20 protein-coding genes are annotated in these 17126 nt (G+C 31.8%); 12 read left to right on the top strand and 8 right to left on the bottom strand.

All coding sequences use genetic code 11. The features are described from left to right. Positions 1 to 3: 3 nt before the first annotated feature. The 8 genes from pcrB to ACNMOQ_RS04580 form a co-directional block, all read right to left on the bottom strand. On the bottom strand, positions 4 to 687 hold the full coding sequence (pcrB, locus tag ACNMOQ_RS04615; protein ID WP_016999060.1) for a heptaprenylglyceryl phosphate synthase: 684 nt from the start codon (positions 685 to 687) through the stop codon (positions 4 to 6). A 151-nt stretch (positions 688 to 838) separates the two neighbouring features. Then, positions 839 to 1552: a M15 family metallopeptidase gene (locus ACNMOQ_RS04610; RefSeq protein ID WP_103269081.1), complete on the bottom strand. Its 714-nt coding sequence runs from the start codon at positions 1550 to 1552 to the stop codon at positions 839 to 841. Between the two features lie 148 nt (positions 1553 to 1700). Beyond that, positions 1701 to 2003 (bottom strand): YerC/YecD family TrpR-related protein, encoded by a 303-nt coding sequence (locus tag ACNMOQ_RS04605; protein WP_016999062.1) that lies wholly within the window; start codon positions 2001 to 2003, stop codon positions 1701 to 1703. Between the two features lie 76 nt (positions 2004 to 2079). Next, positions 2080 to 3375: an adenylosuccinate lyase gene (purB, locus tag ACNMOQ_RS04600; RefSeq protein ID WP_016999063.1), complete on the bottom strand. Its 1296-nt coding sequence runs from the start codon at positions 3373 to 3375 to the stop codon at positions 2080 to 2082. Positions 3376 to 3633: 258 nt separating this feature from the next. Beyond that, the gene (locus ACNMOQ_RS04595; RefSeq protein ID WP_064498971.1) at positions 3634 to 3810 is read right to left on the bottom strand and encodes an NETI motif-containing protein; all 177 of its coding nucleotides are present in this window, start codon (positions 3808 to 3810) and stop codon (positions 3634 to 3636) included. Beyond that, complete coding sequence (locus ACNMOQ_RS04590) at positions 3800 to 4369, bottom strand: DUF2179 domain-containing protein (protein ID WP_016999065.1); 570 nt, start codon at positions 4367 to 4369, stop codon at positions 3800 to 3802. The genes ACNMOQ_RS04595 and ACNMOQ_RS04590 overlap by 11 nt, the downstream gene beginning before the upstream one ends. 64 nt (positions 4370 to 4433) lie before the next feature. After that, entirely contained in the window at positions 4434 to 5255 is an 822-nt protein-coding gene (gene nadE, locus ACNMOQ_RS04585) for an ammonia-dependent NAD(+) synthetase (protein ID WP_026023611.1), read from the bottom strand. Further along, positions 5255 to 6727 (bottom strand): nicotinate phosphoribosyltransferase, encoded by a 1473-nt coding sequence (locus tag ACNMOQ_RS04580; protein ID WP_064204888.1) that lies wholly within the window; start codon positions 6725 to 6727, stop codon positions 5255 to 5257. Before ACNMOQ_RS04580 ends, nadE begins: the two co-directional genes overlap by 1 nt. A gap of 158 nt (positions 6728 to 6885) precedes the next feature. Here ACNMOQ_RS04580 and ACNMOQ_RS04575 point away from each other — a divergent pair, with 158 nt between their 5' ends. The 12 genes from ACNMOQ_RS04575 to ACNMOQ_RS04520 all read left to right on the top strand — a co-directional run bounded on the left by ACNMOQ_RS04575 (position 6886) and on the right by ACNMOQ_RS04520 (position 17108). After that, on the top strand, positions 6886 to 8058 hold the full coding sequence (locus ACNMOQ_RS04575) for an MFS transporter (protein ID WP_064204887.1): 1173 nt from the start codon (positions 6886 to 6888) through the stop codon (positions 8056 to 8058). A 175-nt stretch (positions 8059 to 8233) separates the two neighbouring features. After that, positions 8234 to 9064, top strand: coding sequence for an ATP phosphoribosyltransferase regulatory subunit (locus ACNMOQ_RS04570; RefSeq protein ID WP_016999069.1), 831 nt, complete (start codon positions 8234 to 8236; stop codon positions 9062 to 9064). Between the two features lie 9 nt (positions 9065 to 9073). Beyond that, the gene (gene hisG, locus ACNMOQ_RS04565) at positions 9074 to 9691 is read left to right on the top strand and encodes an ATP phosphoribosyltransferase (protein WP_064211552.1); all 618 of its coding nucleotides are present in this window, start codon (positions 9074 to 9076) and stop codon (positions 9689 to 9691) included. Next, the gene (hisD, locus tag ACNMOQ_RS04560) at positions 9681 to 10937 is read left to right on the top strand and encodes a histidinol dehydrogenase (RefSeq protein ID WP_416350289.1); all 1257 of its coding nucleotides are present in this window, start codon (positions 9681 to 9683) and stop codon (positions 10935 to 10937) included. Before hisG ends, hisD begins: the two co-directional genes overlap by 11 nt. A 3-nt stretch (positions 10938 to 10940) precedes the next feature. Next, on the top strand, positions 10941 to 11951 hold the full coding sequence (locus ACNMOQ_RS04555; RefSeq protein WP_064205128.1) for a pyridoxal phosphate-dependent aminotransferase: 1011 nt from the start codon (positions 10941 to 10943) through the stop codon (positions 11949 to 11951). Further along, a complete protein-coding gene (gene hisB / locus ACNMOQ_RS04550) occupies positions 11923 to 12501 on the top strand; it encodes an imidazoleglycerol-phosphate dehydratase HisB (protein ID WP_016999073.1) in 579 nt (192 codons plus the stop codon). Before ACNMOQ_RS04555 ends, hisB begins: the two co-directional genes overlap by 29 nt. Continuing rightward, positions 12498 to 13079: an imidazole glycerol phosphate synthase subunit HisH gene (gene hisH, locus ACNMOQ_RS04545; RefSeq protein WP_103269078.1), complete on the top strand. Its 582-nt coding sequence runs from the start codon at positions 12498 to 12500 to the stop codon at positions 13077 to 13079. Before hisB ends, hisH begins: the two co-directional genes overlap by 4 nt. Then, positions 13072 to 13776: a 1-(5-phosphoribosyl)-5-((5-phosphoribosylamino)methylideneamino)imidazole-4-carboxamide isomerase gene (gene hisA / locus ACNMOQ_RS04540; RefSeq protein WP_016999075.1), complete on the top strand. Its 705-nt coding sequence runs from the start codon at positions 13072 to 13074 to the stop codon at positions 13774 to 13776. Before hisH ends, hisA begins: the two co-directional genes overlap by 8 nt. Continuing rightward, positions 13773 to 14531 carry an imidazole glycerol phosphate synthase subunit HisF gene (gene hisF / locus ACNMOQ_RS04535; RefSeq protein WP_016999076.1) on the top strand — a complete coding sequence of 253 codons (759 nt, stop codon included), beginning with the start codon at positions 13773 to 13775 and terminating at the stop codon, positions 14529 to 14531. Before hisA ends, hisF begins: the two co-directional genes overlap by 4 nt. Further along, entirely contained in the window at positions 14528 to 15160 is a 633-nt protein-coding gene (hisIE, locus tag ACNMOQ_RS04530) for a bifunctional phosphoribosyl-AMP cyclohydrolase/phosphoribosyl-ATP diphosphatase HisIE (RefSeq protein ID WP_103269076.1), read from the top strand. The genes hisF and hisIE overlap by 4 nt, the downstream gene beginning before the upstream one ends. A 65-nt stretch (positions 15161 to 15225) precedes the next feature. After that, on the top strand, positions 15226 to 16284 hold the full coding sequence (locus tag ACNMOQ_RS04525) for a nitric oxide synthase oxygenase (RefSeq protein ID WP_239706232.1): 1059 nt from the start codon (positions 15226 to 15228) through the stop codon (positions 16282 to 16284). A 14-nt stretch (positions 16285 to 16298) separates the two neighbouring features. Beyond that, the gene (locus ACNMOQ_RS04520; protein WP_016999079.1) at positions 16299 to 17108 is read left to right on the top strand and encodes a prephenate dehydratase; all 810 of its coding nucleotides are present in this window, start codon (positions 16299 to 16301) and stop codon (positions 17106 to 17108) included. The last annotated feature ends 18 nt before the right edge of the window (positions 17109 to 17126 follow it).

Below are 17126 nucleotides of genomic sequence, written 5' to 3'. Positions count from 1 at the left end.
CCTTTATTGTTTTACTTTTACAGTTTGTAAAGCTTTTTTTAAATTATCATATATGATGTTACCAACTACTATTGTATCTGCGTACTCTGCCATTTCTTGAGCACTATTCAAATCATTGATACCGCCACCGTAGAAAAGTTGTGCTTGCTCTAAATGTTCTTTAATAGCTTTTACTTCTTCTACGTTGCCATACTTACCACTATATTCTAAATAAAAAATTGGTAAATGATATAATTTATCGACCATACGTGCATAACTTATTAAATCCTCAACATCCAATTGAGTATTAGCTTTAGTTAACTTTGCTACCTTACTTTCTTCATTCATAACAACGTAACCTTCTAAAAATATTTCATCGAAATCCATCATGTATCCATATTCTTTCACCGCTTCATGTAAAATACCGTTATGATATTTAACTTCATCACTGTTTAAGACACTTGGAACAAAGTAGAAATCGAACCCTGGTACAACACTTTCAATATTCGAAATTTCTAATGCACAAGGTAAAGGATAACGTCTAACACGACTCATCAAATTCAGTATATTGTCTTCTGTCACGTTATCTGTACCACCAATTATGATGGCATCTGTTCCTGATTCACAAACTTTCATTAAATCATCGTCTGTTATGGATTTAGCAGGATCTAATTTAAACACATGTCGCCACAATTTAATATCGTACATACTCAATCTCCTTTAATTATCATAAGATTAATTATAGCATTTTTGTGATTGAATTCCGAAATGAAATAGACGATTTCAAACAAAAAAGAAGCGAATAATACGCTCCTCATAATCGTAAAAATTCGCTTATTGTTTTTAGCATTTAATAAAATTAATATCCATAATCAAAATACTCTTCTAATGTTACATTTTTTTGATGAATCTTCTGTGCTAAATCTTTTCCAACATATCTTAAGTGCCATGGTTCATATTGATATCCGGTAATATCTTCTTTACCTTCTAAATATCTAATAATAAACCCATATTCATGTGCATGTTTTTCCATCCATTTACCTTCATCAGTATCCCCGAAAGAAGATCTAAAATCATCTGTAGCTGTATCAGAACCTACGTCAAAAGCGAGACCTGTTTGATGTTCTGAGTTACCAGGTGTTGCGCTATACTGGTTTGCAGCTTCTTCTCCATCTCTTGCTACATAATCTTTATATAACTGTTCTTGGCTCTCATAAGAACGATAACCACTTCTAAACACTAAATCTAAATCTTGATTTCTTGCATCTTGAATTAATTTGTTCAATTGATTTCTTGCAGTAGCATTTTCACCAGGCGCATAATCTTTAGGTAAATCAATTTTTTTATTTACAAAAACATGACCGTCAACATAAGTTACACCATTTTTCTTAGTAACTTTATGTTTATCTTTTTCATCTTGTTTTTCATTTTCTTTTTGCTTGTTGTTTTCATTTTGTTTCGATTCATTGTTAGACTTATTCTCTTCTGACTGATTATCTTCTGTATTTTGCTGTATACCACATGCACTTAATAAAAGTGTAGCAACAGCAAGTGCTGTAAATAACTTCTTCATTATAAACGCTCCCTAATTAACCTAGTTTAATAATTATATAGCTTTTCATATAATTTATCAAAATTAAATATAATGAATAAGGCTGAGACATAATTAAATGTCTCAGCCTGTATTTTGAGTGAGAGATATGTATCTCAGACTCTATTATCTATTTTTCGAATTCTATGTTCATTCTTTCTAAAATCATCGTGTAAGCATCATTGCCCCATTGCAAAGAACGTTTAACACGTGAAATAGTAGCTGTCGATGCACCTGATTCTTTTTCAATATGTGCATATGTGTTGCCTTGTTTAATCATCTTAGCAACTTGAAGTCGTTGAGATAATGATTGTATTTCATTAACTGTACATAAGTCATCAAAAAATTGATAACATTCTTCTCTAGTTTCGAGCGTTAAAATAGCATCAAATAGTTCGTTTAGTGCTTGACCTCGTAATTTTTCAATTTGCAAAAAATCAACCCCTGTTTAATAAGTTCATTAATTGCATTTTAATGCATTACTCTATTAAAGTACAGCATAAACTATTTTATTCGATTCCAGCTCTCTTGAATATTGTATCTACTTGGTTTAAATGATGATTTTCATCGAAGCATTCATCTAATTCTTTAGCGTCCAATAATTCAGTAATTCTACTGTCTTGTTCAACTAATGTTCTAAATGGTGTTTGAGTTTCCCAAGATTCCATCGCTTTTGGTTGAACGATATCATAAGCTTCTTCTCTAACCATACCTTTATTGATTAATGTTAGCATAACACGTTGAGAGTATATAAGGCCAAATGTTTTGTCTATATTTTTTTTCATATTTTCAGGATATACTGTTAATCTATCTATAATATTTGTAAATCTATTTAAAGCGTAATCTAAAGCTATTGTTACATCTGGTAACATAATACGCTCTGCTGAAGAATGTGAAATATCTCTTTCATGCCATAAAGGAACGTTTTCATAAGCGGTAGTGATATAACCACGAATAACTCGTGCTAAACCAGTAACGTTTTCTGATCCAATTGGATTACGTTTATGAGGCATAGCTGATGACCCTTTTTGTCCTTTTGCAAATGCTTCTTCAACTTCTCTTGTTTCAGTTTTTTGTAATCCACGAACTTCAACAGCGAATTTTTCTATAGAAGTTGCGATTAAGCCTAATGTCGCAATGTAGTAAGCGTGTCGATCACGTTGTAATGTTTGAGTTGAAACCGGTGCACAATCTAACCCAAGTTCTTTACATACATGTTCTTCGATTTCAGGCGGGATGTTAGCGAATGTACCAACAGCTCCACTCATTTTACCAACTTCAATTTCTTCACGTACACGTTTAAATCTTTCTAAGTTACGTTTCATTTCCGTATACCATAATGCCATTTTGATACCAAATGTAGTTGGTTCTGCATGTACACCATGTGTTCTACCCATCATTAAAGTTGTTTTATGTTCAATAGCTTTATTTTTTAAAACTTCTAAAAATCTTTCTAAATCTTTTTCAATGATTTCATTTGCCTGTTTAACAACATAACTTAATGCCGTATCTACTACGTCAGTTGAAGTTAAACCGTAATGTACCCACTTACGTTCTTCTCCTAATGTTTCTGAAACTTGTCGTGTAAATGCTACAACATCATGTCTTGTTTCTTGTTCGATCTCTTTTGCACGGTCTACATCGACTTTAGCATTTTCTCTAATTAACTTTACATCTTCTTCTGGAATATGTCCGAGCTTGCTCCATGCTTCACAAGCAAGTATTTCTACTTCTAACCAAGCCTCAAAACGATTTTGTTCAGACCAAATATTAGTCATTTCTTCTCTAGAATAACGTTCAATCATTGATAAATTCTCCTATCATATATTAGTCACTTACAGTATAACAAACATCACACAATACGTACATTATTTATAAAAATATAAATATAGTTCGTGAATTAGTGTAAGAAATATATTTTTAAATACATTATACATTGTAACAGTGCTTATCAAAATTAAAAGCTAAATACGATAAAAACATAAAAAACTCCTATCAAAGTTTTACTTTTTAAGTATCTACTTTGATAGGAGTATAATGCTCAATTTAAACCTAAGTTTTAATTAATCTTTTATTTTTTTACCGACAAATTGGATTTCTTGTTTTAGCACTTCATATTCGCCCTCTTTATTTTCTATAAATACAGGTTTTTCGAATCTTTTTACAGGTGTGTATCCTTGTTCTCTCATACGTTTAAGGCACATTTCGATTGTTTCATTGTCTTCTACTTTAAACTTCATCTGTATCATACGCCTTTAATTTTTTACTTCGTACGCCTTTAACCCAGAAGCCACCATGAATATTTTTAGGTTCGTATGCTATTACGAAAGCTTTTGAATCTAACTGTTTAATTGTGTCCATCAGTTTTAATTCAAATCTTCTTGGTGTTAATATTTGCATTACTAATCGATCGCCGTCTCTTCCTTTGGCAACGTAATGCGTTACACCATATCCTAAATCTCTTAACTTTCTCGGTAAATCTGTTTCATATTCTGCAGTTGTAACGTTAACTACAATATATCCTAAAGCTATTTTTTCTTCAATCTTCATACCAACAATAATACCCGCTGCAAATCCTAACGCATAAGCTAAAATGTTTTGAATTTGATCTAAACTATTAATTACTAAACCTAATCCAATAACATAAACAACTACCTCTAGTACACTTACTGCAGCAGCTACATATCGATATCCCTTTAATGTCAAAATGGTTCTCATAGTTAAGCATGATACATAAATAATATTAATAATAAATATTGATAGTACCATCAACCATGGATTATCTAATATAGCTGACATTTAAACCCTCCATTTTTCAAAATACTGGAATCATTTTATCAACGTAATTAACAAAAGTCACGCTTTATTTTGGCCAAGTGTATCTAGTATAAGGCATTTCTCTTTTATGAGCGTTTCTTACATAATGATTTTGAATGATTTCTTGATCTTTTTCATCAATTTTCTTACCTTCTAAGAAATCATCTATCGCATCGTATGTTACACCGAGTGCTACTTCGTCTGGTAAAGCTGGTTTGTCTTCTTCTAAATCAGCAGTTGGTATTTTATTAATAAGATGATCTGGTCCACCTAAATATTTTAAAATTGCTTTACCTTGCCTTTTGTTTAAACCAAATAATGGAGCTACATCACACGCACCATCGCCAAATTTAGTAAAGAAACCTGTAATGTTTTCAGCCCCGTGGTCAGTACCTAATACTAAACCACTGTTTGCAGATGCAATTGAATACTGTACTTTCATACGTTCTCTTGCTTTTTCATTTCCTTTTTGGAAATCCGTCAATTCAACGCCCGCTTCATTTAAGCTTTTAATGCTTGCTGTCACTGCAGGTTTAATATTAACTGTTACACGTTTCGTCGGGTTAATAAAATCTAACGCATCTTGCGTATCTTGTTCATCAAATTGTTCACCGTATGGTAGTCTTACAGCTATAAATTCGTACTCAGCGCCTTCTTCTTCATTTAATTCATCTACTGTAATTTGTGCAATTTTCCCAAGCAATGTAGAATCTTGTCCACCAGAAATACCTAAAACAAGTGATTTAATAAAGCTATGCGCTTTTATATATGACTTTAAAAAGTTTTTAATTTCTATAAATTCTTGTTCTGGATCTATCGTCGGTTTTACGTTCATTTCTTTAATTATGATTGATTGTAAATCTCTCATCATTCATCCACTTCCTTTATAGCGTCTGCTACTCTTTCAGCAACTTCAAAGATTTTCTTATTCTTATTATCCCAACAAGTTTTACTTAAGTCCACTGGATACTCTTCAGGGTTCAAGTAACGCTTATTTTCTTCCCATAATATTTCTAGATTATTGAATGCAAATTCCTTAATTTCTTCAATTTCAGGTAATTTATAGACTAGTTCTCCATCTTTAAAAATATCATGGTGTAAATCGATTGCTTTAAAGTTTTTAATATATTTCATTTTATAAGTATGAACTGGATGGAACATTTTTAATTTTTCTTCTTTATTTGGATCTTCTTCTTCTAAAGTAATATAGTCACCTTCAGATTTATTTGTTTTCGTATTTATAATTCTATAAACATTTTTCTTACCAGGAGTTGTAACTTTTTCAGCATTATTTGAAATTTTAATTCTGTCTGATAATTCACCATTCTCATCTTCAATAGCTACTAATTTATAAACAGCACCAAGAGCTGGTTGATCATAAGCTGTGATTAATTTTGTGCCAACACCCCAAGCAGTTACTTTTGCACCTTGCGCTTTCAAGCTTGTAATTGTTTCTTCATCTAAATCGTTAGACGCAAATATTTTAGCATCTTCAAAACCAGCTTCGTCTAACATTCTTCTTGCTTCTTTAGATAAATAAGCGATGTCTCCAGAATCTAAACGAATTCCAATAAAGTTTATTTTATCGCCTAGTTCTTTAGCCACTTTAATAGCATTTGGTACACCCGATTTTAGTGTATGGAATGTATCTACTAAGAAAACGCAATTTTTATGTCTTTGAGCGTATTTCTTAAATGCTACATATTCATCATCATATGTTTGTACCATTGAGTGGGCATGTGTTCCAGAAATAGGAATACCAAATAATTTACCAGCTCTCACATTACTAGTTGAATCAAAACCACCAATAACAGCAGCTCTAGCTCCCCAAATTGCAGCATCCATCTCTTGTGCGCGTCTTGTGCCAAACTCCATAACGATTTCATCATGCACTACTTGCTTAATCCTACTTGCTTTAGTAGCAATTAAAGTTTGGAAATTCACTATATTTAATAAGGCTGTTTCGATTAATTGCGCTTGTATTAAAGGCGCCTCCACTCTAATTAATGGTTCATTATTAAAACAAAGCTCTCCTTCTCTCATTGCACGAATGTTACCAGTAAAACGTAATTCTTTTAAATAAGCTAAATAATCATCTTTATAGCCTACTTCTCTTAAGTATTCAATATCAGTTTCTGTAAATTTAAGATTCTCAATAAATTGAACTATTCTTTCTAAACCACTAAAAATAGCATAACCACTATTAAAAGGCATACTTCTAAAGTATAAATCAAATACTGCTGTACGTTCGTGAATGCCATCGCCCCAATAAGTCTCTCCCATATTTATTTGATATAAATCCGTGTGTAACATTAAACTATCGTCTTCATATATATACATTGTTAGATACTCCTCAGATTATGTAATTTTATATTATTTTATCATACTTTTGATAATTAATTTTAGAATTTGAAATTATTTTAATTTCTTCATATAAAGTGATTTATCTCTGTGATAAAATACTAAAGATGTCAAATAAATACGTGGGGGGCTACGAAATGAAAAATTCATCATTTAAAAAATTATTTATTATACTCTCAATCATTGTTGCTGTTTCTGGTTTCTCACAAGGGATGCTTTTACCATTAATATCAGTCATATTTGAAAGAAGCGGTGTCTCTAGTTCTTTAAATGGATTACATGCAACATCTTTATATATTGGTGTATTTCTATCTTCATTCTTTATTGAAGGTCTTGTACGTCGCAGTGGATTTAAATATATGATTTTAATAGGTGGCGCTATAGTCGCATTATCCTTACTCTTATTCCCTGTTTTAAAAACCTTATCCATTTGGTTTATTTTAAGACTTTTAATAGGTATTGGCGATAATATGTTACATTTCAGTACACAAACATGGTTAACTCATATCACACCTAAAGAAAAATTAGGTAGAACCATTTCTGTATATGGTTTTAGTTTTTCTGCTGGGTTTATGCTCGGACCTCTACTGGCTAAACTCGTAGATGTTTCAGAAACATTACCATTTATCTTATCTGCAATTCTATCCATTATTACAATTTCTTTAGTCTTATTAATACACAATGAATTTCCGTCATCTAATGTTCGTCCTATTAGCATGATTAATACATTGAAAAACTTCGGTGATGTAATCAAAACTTCTTGGATTGCATTTATGTTTCCATTATTATACGGGTTATTTGAAGCTGGTTTACACAGTAACTTCCCAGTATACGGTTTAAGAAATGGTTTAGATGTAACAAGTATCACATTAATATTACCTGCATTTAGCCTTGGAGCAATATTATTCCAAGTACCAATTGGTATGTTCAGTGATTTGCATGGACGTAAAAAAGTATTAACAGGGTTAACCTTAATAGGCAGTGTTATATTCCTATTGGGCGACTTCTTACCAACGACACCATTTATTATGATGGCTCTATTCCTTACAGCCGGATTATTCACTGGATCATTTTATGGTTTAGGTGTCAGCTTTATGACAGACTTAACACCACGACACAACTTACCTGCCGGGAATTTAATGATTGCTATGTCGTTTAGTGTTGGTAGTATTATCGGACCGATGCTAGGTGGCGCAATTATTGAAATATCAAATGGTACTGTCTTCTTTACAATGGTTGCTTCATTTATATTTATCGTGTTCATTTTATTACTATTTCATAAAACACCAACTGAAACAGCACAATCATAAAATTTCTATATTAGAGTCCGGGACATAAAAATTGACCCGGACTATTTTTTTAATTGTTTAAACTATACAAATTTTCAGAACTTTCAATTGATAAGTTAAATTAACCGTGTTATAGTATTCTCTATAAATTAAAAAACACTTTAGTTTGGTAGAGAGTAAAAGCGAGGTTAATAATATGGATTATGTACGTTATAAAGAAGATGTTATTTCAAACAAAGAGAAAGAATTAGCTTTTTTAAACTATTTTAATGAAAGAAATTTCGAAGTAATCGATATGAGTTTTATTGAAAAACTCCAATGGAAACAACTAACACAAGATGATTTAGATAGTTTAGATACACGCAGTATTTGGAAAAATGGTGATTCATTCTATAGTTTAAGAAATGATTGGACAGATCAAATACAACATTATAGCCGTGAATATCAACTGAAAGCATCCCGTGTTACTTATGCAGGACCTATCGCAGTGAATGAACATATTCACACAAACCTAGGTATCGAAATTTTTAACCCGACTAGACAAGACATGCTTCAATGTTATCAATATATCTACGATTTTATTCATACTAAACTAGATTTAAATATTGATTTTGCTGTAATCGGTCATTATCAATTATTCGATTTATTGCTTTCTTCAGAAGAACATACAGATGAATTGTATCAGGCAATAAGCGAACGTAACATTTCGAAAATATCAAAATTATTAACACAAGAACATCCTGTTGTAAAACTTTTAAAGACACCAACACATAAACAATTAGAATTTCTAACAACTTTTGCTGATGTTAATCACCCTACTTATCAGTCTCTACAATTTTGGAAAAAGGCACTTAAAGAATCTGGTGTTCAACACGTACATTTAGATATTACAACAATGCCTCCAAAATCTTATTACGTGGGAAGTTTTATTCAACTTTATCAAAACGAAAATGGAAATCCAATCGCTTCAGGCGGTCATTATAATGGCACTTTAGAAGGATTTGGCTTTGGTATCCAATTAAATTAGGAGGTTCTTATGTTAACAGTTGCATTAAGTAAAGGTCGTTTATTAAAAGACTTCATAAAATTTATTGATTCAAACGGAAACAGTAAATGGGTAGAGGCATTAAATAATAGAGAGAGAAAATTACAAATTCAAAGTGAGGACGTTAGATTTATCTTAGTAAAAGGTCAAGATGTTTCAACGTACGTAGAACAAGGTATTGCAGATATTGGTATTACAGGTAGTGATATTTTAGATGAAAAAGAGAACTTAAATGTAAATAACTTGGTCGATTTACCGTTTGGATATTGTCATTTTGCTGTTGCAAGCAAACCAGAAGTAACGGAATATAAAAAAATTGCTACAACATACGTTAAAACAACAAAAGCATATTTTAAAGAAAAAGGACAAGATGTATCCATCATACCATTGTCCGGGTCTGTAGAATTAGCTGCAGTCGTTAATATGGTAGACGCTATAGTAGATATAGTCCAAACAGGTACCACCCTTAAATCTAACGGATTAGAAGAAAAGGAATCTATAGGAGATATTAATGCAAAATTAATAACCAATAAACATGCGTTCTTTAGTAAGTCCAAAAGCATAGAATCCTTTATTAAAGAGATTGGAGTGTCTATTAATGCTATCTAAAACTGAATTCAAACATAAATTTGAACAAGATTGTATCACTGAAGCTAGCCATACTGAAAATGTAAAAAATATAATTAACGATGTTAAAGAAAATAAAGATAATGCATTATTTAAATATAATGAGAAATTCGACAATGTTAAACTAGAAAATTTAGAAGTTTCTAAACAAGAAATAGAAAATAGCATTAATTTAATTTCTGAAGAATTAAAACAAGCATTAATGAATAGTCACGAGAACATTAAAACATTTCAACAGAAAATCAAACATGAAAATCTCACAACTGGTCAAACATACCAACTTTATCATCCTATTGAAAAAGTCGGCATTTATGTACCCGGTGGAAAAGCAAGTTACCCTTCTACTGTATTGATGACTGCAACATTAGCAAAAGTTGCAGATGTTAAAGAAATTACAGTCGTAACACCACCTCAAAAAGATGGTATTAATTCAGCTATTCTTGCTGCATGTTATATTGCTGGCGTAAATCGCGTCTTCCAAGTTGGTGGTGCACAAAGTATAGCTGCTTTAGCTTACGGAACTGAAACAATTCCAAAAGTCGACAAAATAGTAGGTCCTGGTAATCAATTTGTATCTTTAAGTAAACAATTATTATATGGCGTCGTTGGTATTGATCAAATCGCAGGTCCTAGTGAAATAGCCATTATTGCGGACGATTATTCTAATGTAGATTACATCATTCAAGACATCTTAGCTCAAGCAGAACATGACGAGAAAGCAAGAACTTTTCTTATATCAACAGACAAATCATTTTTAACTAAAGTAAGCCAAAATTTACAAAAAGCGATTGATGCTTCTCCAAGAAAAGAGATTATAGAAAAAAGTATTTCTGACTATCACTACCCTATTCATACAGTTGACACAAACGAAACTATTGATATCGTTAACTATATAGCTCCAGAACATTTATCCATTCAAACAACTGATCCTAGTTTATATATAGGCAAAGTTAAATATGTTGGTGCAATGTTCTTAGGTCAATATTCACCGGAAGCTATCGGAGATTATTCTGCTGGGCCAAGTCACGTATTGCCTACGGACCAAACAGCAAGATTCTCAAATGGTTTAACGGTAAATGACTTTTTAACTAGCCATTCTGTTATACATTTAGATGAACATGCTTTTCAAAAAATAGCACCTAGTGCGATTAAAATTGCTGATGAGGAAGGCTTATATCAACATAAAAAATCTCTAGAAATCAGATTAAATAACAACAAGGAGTACTGATATATGATAAGGATTAATAAAAATGAAAGCCCCATACCTGCTATGGAGTCAGAAAAATTAAAAGAAATTATTGCTTCATCAGAATTTAATTTCTATCCAGATGAAGAGTATGATGCATTTCTTGAATCTTATGCTAACTTTTATGGATTATCTCCTAATCAGATTTCTGCAGCTAATGGTTCCGATGAGTGGATTCAAAAATGTATGATTGCTCTACCTGAAGGCCCTGTTCTAACTTTAAATCCAGATTTCTTTATGTATACTGCGTACGCTCAACAAATTAAACGACCTATTTATTATGTTGATGCAGAACCTGATTTCACGTTTTCTTTATATAAAATCTTAAATGAAATTAGACGCATTAAACCAGCATTTTTCATAATGAGTGTCCCTCACAATCCTTCAGGCATACAGTATCCTGAACAATTTTTAAACGAGATTTCTCAACTTATGAAAGAAATCGGAGGATATTTTGTAATTGACGAAGCATATTTGGATTTTGGTGATGCATATGTAATTGACTTAGAGGACCATGTCATTCAAATGAGAACTTTGAGTAAAGCTTTTGCATTAGCAGGCTTAAGAGTAGGAATTGTCATTTCTACTGAAAAGACTATCCAAAAATTAAATAGTATTGCTCATCCATATCCTTTAAATACACTTACTTTACAAATCGCTAAGTCTTTATTTGATGATACAGATCGGGTTCAATCGTTAATAAACAGACAGAGAAATTTAAGCATACAATTGCGCGATATATTTGAAGAACATGTGAGTGATATCATCCATGTTATACCTTCTAAGACAAACTTTGTATTAACGTATGGTGACTTAGCAAATGATTTAGGAGAATACATTTACAGTAACGGATTCTTCCCTAGATTTTATGATGACAATAGAATGTCACATACTGTACGTTATTCTATCGCTACTGAACACCAATTGAATGAATTAGAACAAATTGTAATTGACTGGAGGAAATCATATGACTTATCGCAAGAAAAGAACAACTAAAGAAACTAATATTGATATCGAATTATCTTTTGAAAATACCGAAACAAATATTAATACCGGTGTAGGGTTTTTAGACCATATGTTAACTTTGTTTAGCTTCCACAGTGGTATTTCATTAAACATAGAAGTAGATGGAGATACTTACGTAGATGACCACCATACTGTTGAAGACATCGGCATAGTTATCGGACAATTATTACTTGAAGCTATTAAAGATAAGCAGTCATTTGCAAGATATGGTTCATTCTATATCCCGATGGATGAAACATTAGCGCGTGCTGTAACTGATATTAGTGGTCGTCCTTATTTATCTTTTAATGCTGAATTCTCAAGAGAAAAAGTTGGTACATTTGATACTGAACTTGTTGAAGAATTTTTTAGAGGACTTGTCATTAATGCTCGTCTTACGACCCACATTGATTTATTAAGAGGAGGAAATACACACCACGAAATAGAAGGTATCTTTAAAGCATTTGCTAGAAGTCTTAAGATTTCTTTAAGTGCAAATGATTATGAAGGTATCCCTTCTTCTAAAGGTGTGATCGAATGATTGCGATAATCGATTATGGTTTAGGTAATATTAAAAATATAGAACGCGCATTGCTAAATTTAGGTTACGATGCTGTACTAACATCAGATGAAAAAATGATTAAATCAAGTACTCACGTTATATTACCAGGCGTTGGGCATTTTAAAGACGCGATGTTGCAACTTCAAAAAAGTGGACTTGATCGTGTAATTCACGACATTAAAGATAGTCATCGTATTATAGGTATTTGCTTAGGTATGCAAGTGTTATTTGAATTTAGTGAAGAAGGTTCAACTAAAGGACTAGGATTACTAGAAGGCAAAGTTGTTCCTATTAGCAGTCCCTACCCTGTTCCACATTTAGGTTGGAACACTTTACAGAGTACTCATCCATTACTAAATAAAGATGTTTACTTTATTCATTCTTACCATGTAACAACTGATTTACCTATTGTAGCGACAGCCGATTATGGTCAATCTATAACAGCGATTGTTCAAAAAGAAAATATTATCGGTATACAATTTCACCCAGAAAAAAGCGGTGATTTTGGACTAAAAATACTAGACAAAGCTTTGAAGGAAGGTTTTTTACATGATTGAAATTTGGCCAGCAATTGACTTAATTGATTCAACAAATGTAAGACTTACAGAAGGAAAATATGACTCTAAAGAATCTATGAATAGAACAGCTGAAGAAGCAATTAAATTTTACTCACAATTCAAAAGCGTGTCTAGAATTCACGTAATAGATTTAATTGGTGCAAAAAATCAACAACCTACTGAATCAGACTACATAGAACAACTCGTACATTTAACAGATTTACCTATAGAAGTTGGCGGTGGCATTCGAACACTTGAAACGATAGACGCCTATTTCGATAAAGGGATTGAATACATTATTGTAGGTACTAAAGGTATAAGCGATATAAATTGGCTATCTGAAATTGCGCATAGATATCCTGGCAAAATTTACTTATCTGTTGATGCTTATGTTGAAGAAATTAAATTAAATGGATGGATTGACGATGCCGGTATCAATTTATTTGAATTTATTACGCAAATTGATGGCTTACCACTAGGTGGCATTATTTATACAGACATTTCTAAAGACGGTAAATTATCAGGCCCTAACTTTGAACTCACTGGGCGTCTCGTAACCTCGACTAATATACCAATTATTGCTTCTGGTGGTATTCGTAGCAAACAAGACATTGAACAACTAGAAAGATTAAATGTTCACGCAGCGATTGTCGGAAAAGCAGCAAATACAGATTCATTTTGGGAGGGCATTTCATGATAAAGAAAAGAATAATCCCATGCTTAGACGTAAAAGATGGGCGTGTCGTTAAAGGCGTTCAATTTAAAGGTTTAAGAGATATCGGTAACCCTGTTGAGTTAGCTGAATACTATAATAACGAAGCTGCAGATGAACTTGTCTTTTTAGATATTTCTAAAACTGAAAATGGACATCAAATGATGTTAGATATTATTTCTGAAACTGCATCTAAGTTATTCATTCCTTTAACAATCGGTGGCGGTATAAGTACTATAGATGATATATCATCACTACTTAACCATGGCGCTGATAAAATTTCACTAAATTCTAGCGCTCTTAACAATCCATCTTTTATTAAAGAAGCAAGTGAAAAATTTGGAAAGCAATGCATTTGTATAGCTATTGATGCTAAATGGGAAGATGATAAACAAGATTGGTATTGTTATACACATGGTGGAAAGAAAAGAACTGATAAACGTGTGTTAGATTGGGTTGAAGAAGTTGAATCTTTAGGTGCAGGTGAACTATTAGTCACAAGTATGGATTATGATGGTGTTAAACAAGGTTTTGACCATACTTTGCTTAGCGAGATTAAGAAACATGTTTCTATACCTATCATCGCTTCAGGTGGTGGCGGAAACAGTCAACACTTTGTAGATTTATTCAAACAAACTGATGTATCAGCTGGTTTAGCAGCAAGTATTTTTCATGATAAAGAAACGACAGTTCAAGCTGTTAAATCTCATTTAGCAAAAGAAGGAGTTGATGTGAGATGAATAACCTTTCCCCAGATTTTTCTAAAGGATTACTACCAGCTATATTGCAACATTATAAAACAGGACAAGTGTTGATGCTTGGCTATATGAATGAGGAAGCTTTTAATTTAACAGTTCAAGATAAAGTTTGTTGGTTTTATTCAAGAAGTAAAGAACGCCTTTGGAAAAAAGGTGAATCATCAAATCATATTCAACATGTGATAGACATAAATTTAGACTGTGATGATGATACACTTTTAATTCAAGTTAACCCAGATGGTCCAACGTGCCACACAGGTTCGCAAAGTTGCTTTAATACCGATGAGCCTTTTTCTATAGAATCTTTAGAAGAAACTATTCAAGAAAGTGTTCAATCAAACCGTTCTCAATCTTATACACAATATTTATTAAATGAAGGTATTGAAAAAATCACTAAAAAGTTTGGCGAAGAATCATTTGAAGTTGTCATTGCTTCAATGAAACAAGATAATGAAGAACTTAAAAATGAGGTGGCCGATGTATTGTATCACCTATTTGTCATACTTCATGATAGAGGCGTATCAATAGAAGAAGTAAAAGAAGTACTATCTGAACGTCATAAAAAATCAGGAAATTTTAAAGGTGAACGAAACGATATAAAAAATTGGTAAATTGTCATAAATCAAATATTGTTAAAAATATGCAGTCGCTTATACTAGAACATAGAGGTGTTAATATGTTACAGGAAAAAGCGACTGCTTTTATTAAATCTATGCATCAAGAATTAAATATCGATAACGAAGAAACAAAGAAAAGAATCCAACAAATAATCAATGAAATAAATGAAACAAACACTTATAAACATACAACAGATGAGTTAATATACGGTGCTAAAGTTGCGTGGAGAAACTCTAATAGATGTATTGGAAGACTGTTTTGGGATAAATTAAATGTTAGAGACATGCGCTTTATTGATAATGAAATAGATTTTGTCCACTCTATAGAAAATCATATTGAAATAGCTACCAACAACGGAAAAATCAGACCATTAATTAGTATTTATTCAAATGACTTTGAAATTAAAAATGAACAACTCATTAGATATGCAGGTTACGAAAATAAGGGTGATCCAAAATCAAAAAATATTACTCAATTAGCTGAACATTTAAATTGGAAAAGTGATCACACTGATTTTGATTTATTACCTTTAATATATCGTTATAAACAACAACCATTAAATTATCATATTTATAAAGACAATCTCATAAAAGAAATACTTATTAAACATGATGAGTGTCCCCTTTTAGAGCAACTCGGCTTAAAATGGTACGCTGTTCCAATCATTTCAAATATGGATTTAGAAATCGGTGGCCTTTATTATCACACCGCTCCTTTTAACGGTTGGTATATGGAGACGGAAATTGGCGTACGTAATTTTACTGATGAATATCGTTACGACAAGCTAAAAGATATTGCTAATGCATTAAACCTTGATACTACTAAGACCACTAGTTATTGGAGAGATAGAGCATTAGTTGAATTTAATTATGCTGTTTACCATTCATTTAAAGAAGCTGGTGTATCCATAGTTGACCATTACACAGCATCAAAACAGTTCAAGAAATTTGAAGAAAATGAAGAAAATAAAAATCGTAAAGTTACTGGGAAATGGAGCTGGCTTGCCCCACCATTGTCACCATCTCTTGTACATAATTATCATAAAGGATATGATAATGAAACAAGAAGCCCAAATTTTTTATATAAAAAGAAAGGCAATAAATGTCCATTTCATTAGAAAGGAAGAATTTTATGAAATTATACTATCTAGGTCCTACTGGGACATTCTCACATATGGCAGCATTAAATTATAAAAATGAAAATATTACTGATTACATACCACAATCTAACTTATATGAAGTTGTAAAGGCAATTGAATCAGATAAAGATAGTATAGCTATTGCCCCTATTGAAAATTCAATAGAAGGTACAATTAATATTATTGCTGATACACTAACAGAACAAAAAGTTCATGTTATCGATGAACTACATTTAGACATAGCTTTTTCACTATACGTTAAAGAAGGTACAAATTTAGAAGATATTAAAGAAGTTGTATCAATTGCCCCTGCTATTAATCAAACATCAAAATTTATAACAAAACATCAATTTAAATATCGTTACTCAAACAGTACTGTGCAAAGTTTAGATGAAATAGATGAACACACTGGAGCAATTGCACCAATGGGATTAGAAAAAGATCGCAATGATGTTATCGCATTAGCAACACATATTGAAGACTATCCACATAACACAACTAGATTTTTAGTGCTTTCCTCTGAACAAAAACGAGTTGAAAAAGCGACAGATAGCATCTTACTTATAACACCTGATGAAGACAAACCAGGCTTATTAGCAAGCATTTTAAATACATTCGCTTTATTTAACATTAACTTATCATGGATTGAATCACGTCCTTTAAAAACAAAATTAGGCATGTATCACTTCTTCGTGCAAGCTGATTGTAGCGCTGATGACGTAGAAATGAAGAAAGTAATTACAATATTAAAAACATTAGATTTCAAAGTTAACGTGTTAGGTAATTTTAATAAAGATATATAGATTTTACATATAGAATTA

It is taken from the genome of Mammaliicoccus lentus (assembly GCF_947036595.1).
GTDB classification, from domain to species: Bacteria; Bacillota; Bacilli; order Staphylococcales; family Staphylococcaceae; genus Mammaliicoccus; species Mammaliicoccus lentus.
Note: the sequence above shows the minus strand (reverse complement) of the source record. Positions and strands in the feature narration are given on the sequence as shown.

Excerpts from the sequence above, each read along its gene's own strand:
- ACNMOQ_RS04570 (WP_016999069.1), top strand. The coding sequence starts at position 8,234 with ATGGATTATGTACGTTATAAAGAAGATGTTATTTCAAACAAAGAGAAA.
- hisB (WP_016999073.1), top strand. The coding sequence starts at position 11,923 with ATGACTTATCGCAAGAAAAGAACAACTAAAGAAACTAATATTGATATC.
- ACNMOQ_RS04610 (WP_103269081.1), bottom strand. The coding sequence starts at position 1,552 with ATGAAGAAGTTATTTACAGCACTTGCTGTTGCTACACTTTTATTAAGT.
- ACNMOQ_RS04525 (WP_239706232.1), top strand. The coding sequence starts at position 15,226 with ATGTTACAGGAAAAAGCGACTGCTTTTATTAAATCTATGCATCAAGAA.
- purB (WP_016999063.1), bottom strand. The coding sequence starts at position 3,375 with ATGATTGAACGTTATTCTAGAGAAGAAATGACTAATATTTGGTCTGAA.
- hisA (WP_016999075.1), top strand. The coding sequence starts at position 13,072 with ATGATTGAAATTTGGCCAGCAATTGACTTAATTGATTCAACAAATGTA.
- ACNMOQ_RS04555 (WP_064205128.1), top strand. The coding sequence starts at position 10,941 with ATGATAAGGATTAATAAAAATGAAAGCCCCATACCTGCTATGGAGTCA.
- hisF (WP_016999076.1), top strand. The coding sequence starts at position 13,773 with ATGATAAAGAAAAGAATAATCCCATGCTTAGACGTAAAAGATGGGCGT.
- ACNMOQ_RS04595 (WP_064498971.1), bottom strand. The coding sequence starts at position 3,810 with ATGAAGTTTAAAGTAGAAGACAATGAAACAATCGAAATGTGCCTTAAA.
- ACNMOQ_RS04580 (WP_064204888.1), bottom strand. The coding sequence starts at position 6,727 with ATGTATATATATGAAGACGATAGTTTAATGTTACACACGGATTTATAT.
- hisIE (WP_103269076.1), top strand. The coding sequence starts at position 14,528 with ATGAATAACCTTTCCCCAGATTTTTCTAAAGGATTACTACCAGCTATA.
- hisH (WP_103269078.1), top strand. The coding sequence starts at position 12,498 with ATGATTGCGATAATCGATTATGGTTTAGGTAATATTAAAAATATAGAA.
- ACNMOQ_RS04575 (WP_064204887.1), top strand. The coding sequence starts at position 6,886 with ATGAAAAATTCATCATTTAAAAAATTATTTATTATACTCTCAATCATT.
- pcrB (WP_016999060.1), bottom strand. The coding sequence starts at position 687 with ATGTACGATATTAAATTGTGGCGACATGTGTTTAAATTAGATCCTGCT.
- hisG (WP_064211552.1), top strand. The coding sequence starts at position 9,074 with ATGTTAACAGTTGCATTAAGTAAAGGTCGTTTATTAAAAGACTTCATA.
- ACNMOQ_RS04520 (WP_016999079.1), top strand. The coding sequence starts at position 16,299 with ATGAAATTATACTATCTAGGTCCTACTGGGACATTCTCACATATGGCA.
- ACNMOQ_RS04590 (WP_016999065.1), bottom strand. The coding sequence starts at position 4,369 with ATGTCAGCTATATTAGATAATCCATGGTTGATGGTACTATCAATATTT.
- nadE (WP_026023611.1), bottom strand. The coding sequence starts at position 5,255 with ATGAGAGATTTACAATCAATCATAATTAAAGAAATGAACGTAAAACCG.
- hisD (WP_416350289.1), top strand. The coding sequence starts at position 9,681 with ATGCTATCTAAAACTGAATTCAAACATAAATTTGAACAAGATTGTATC.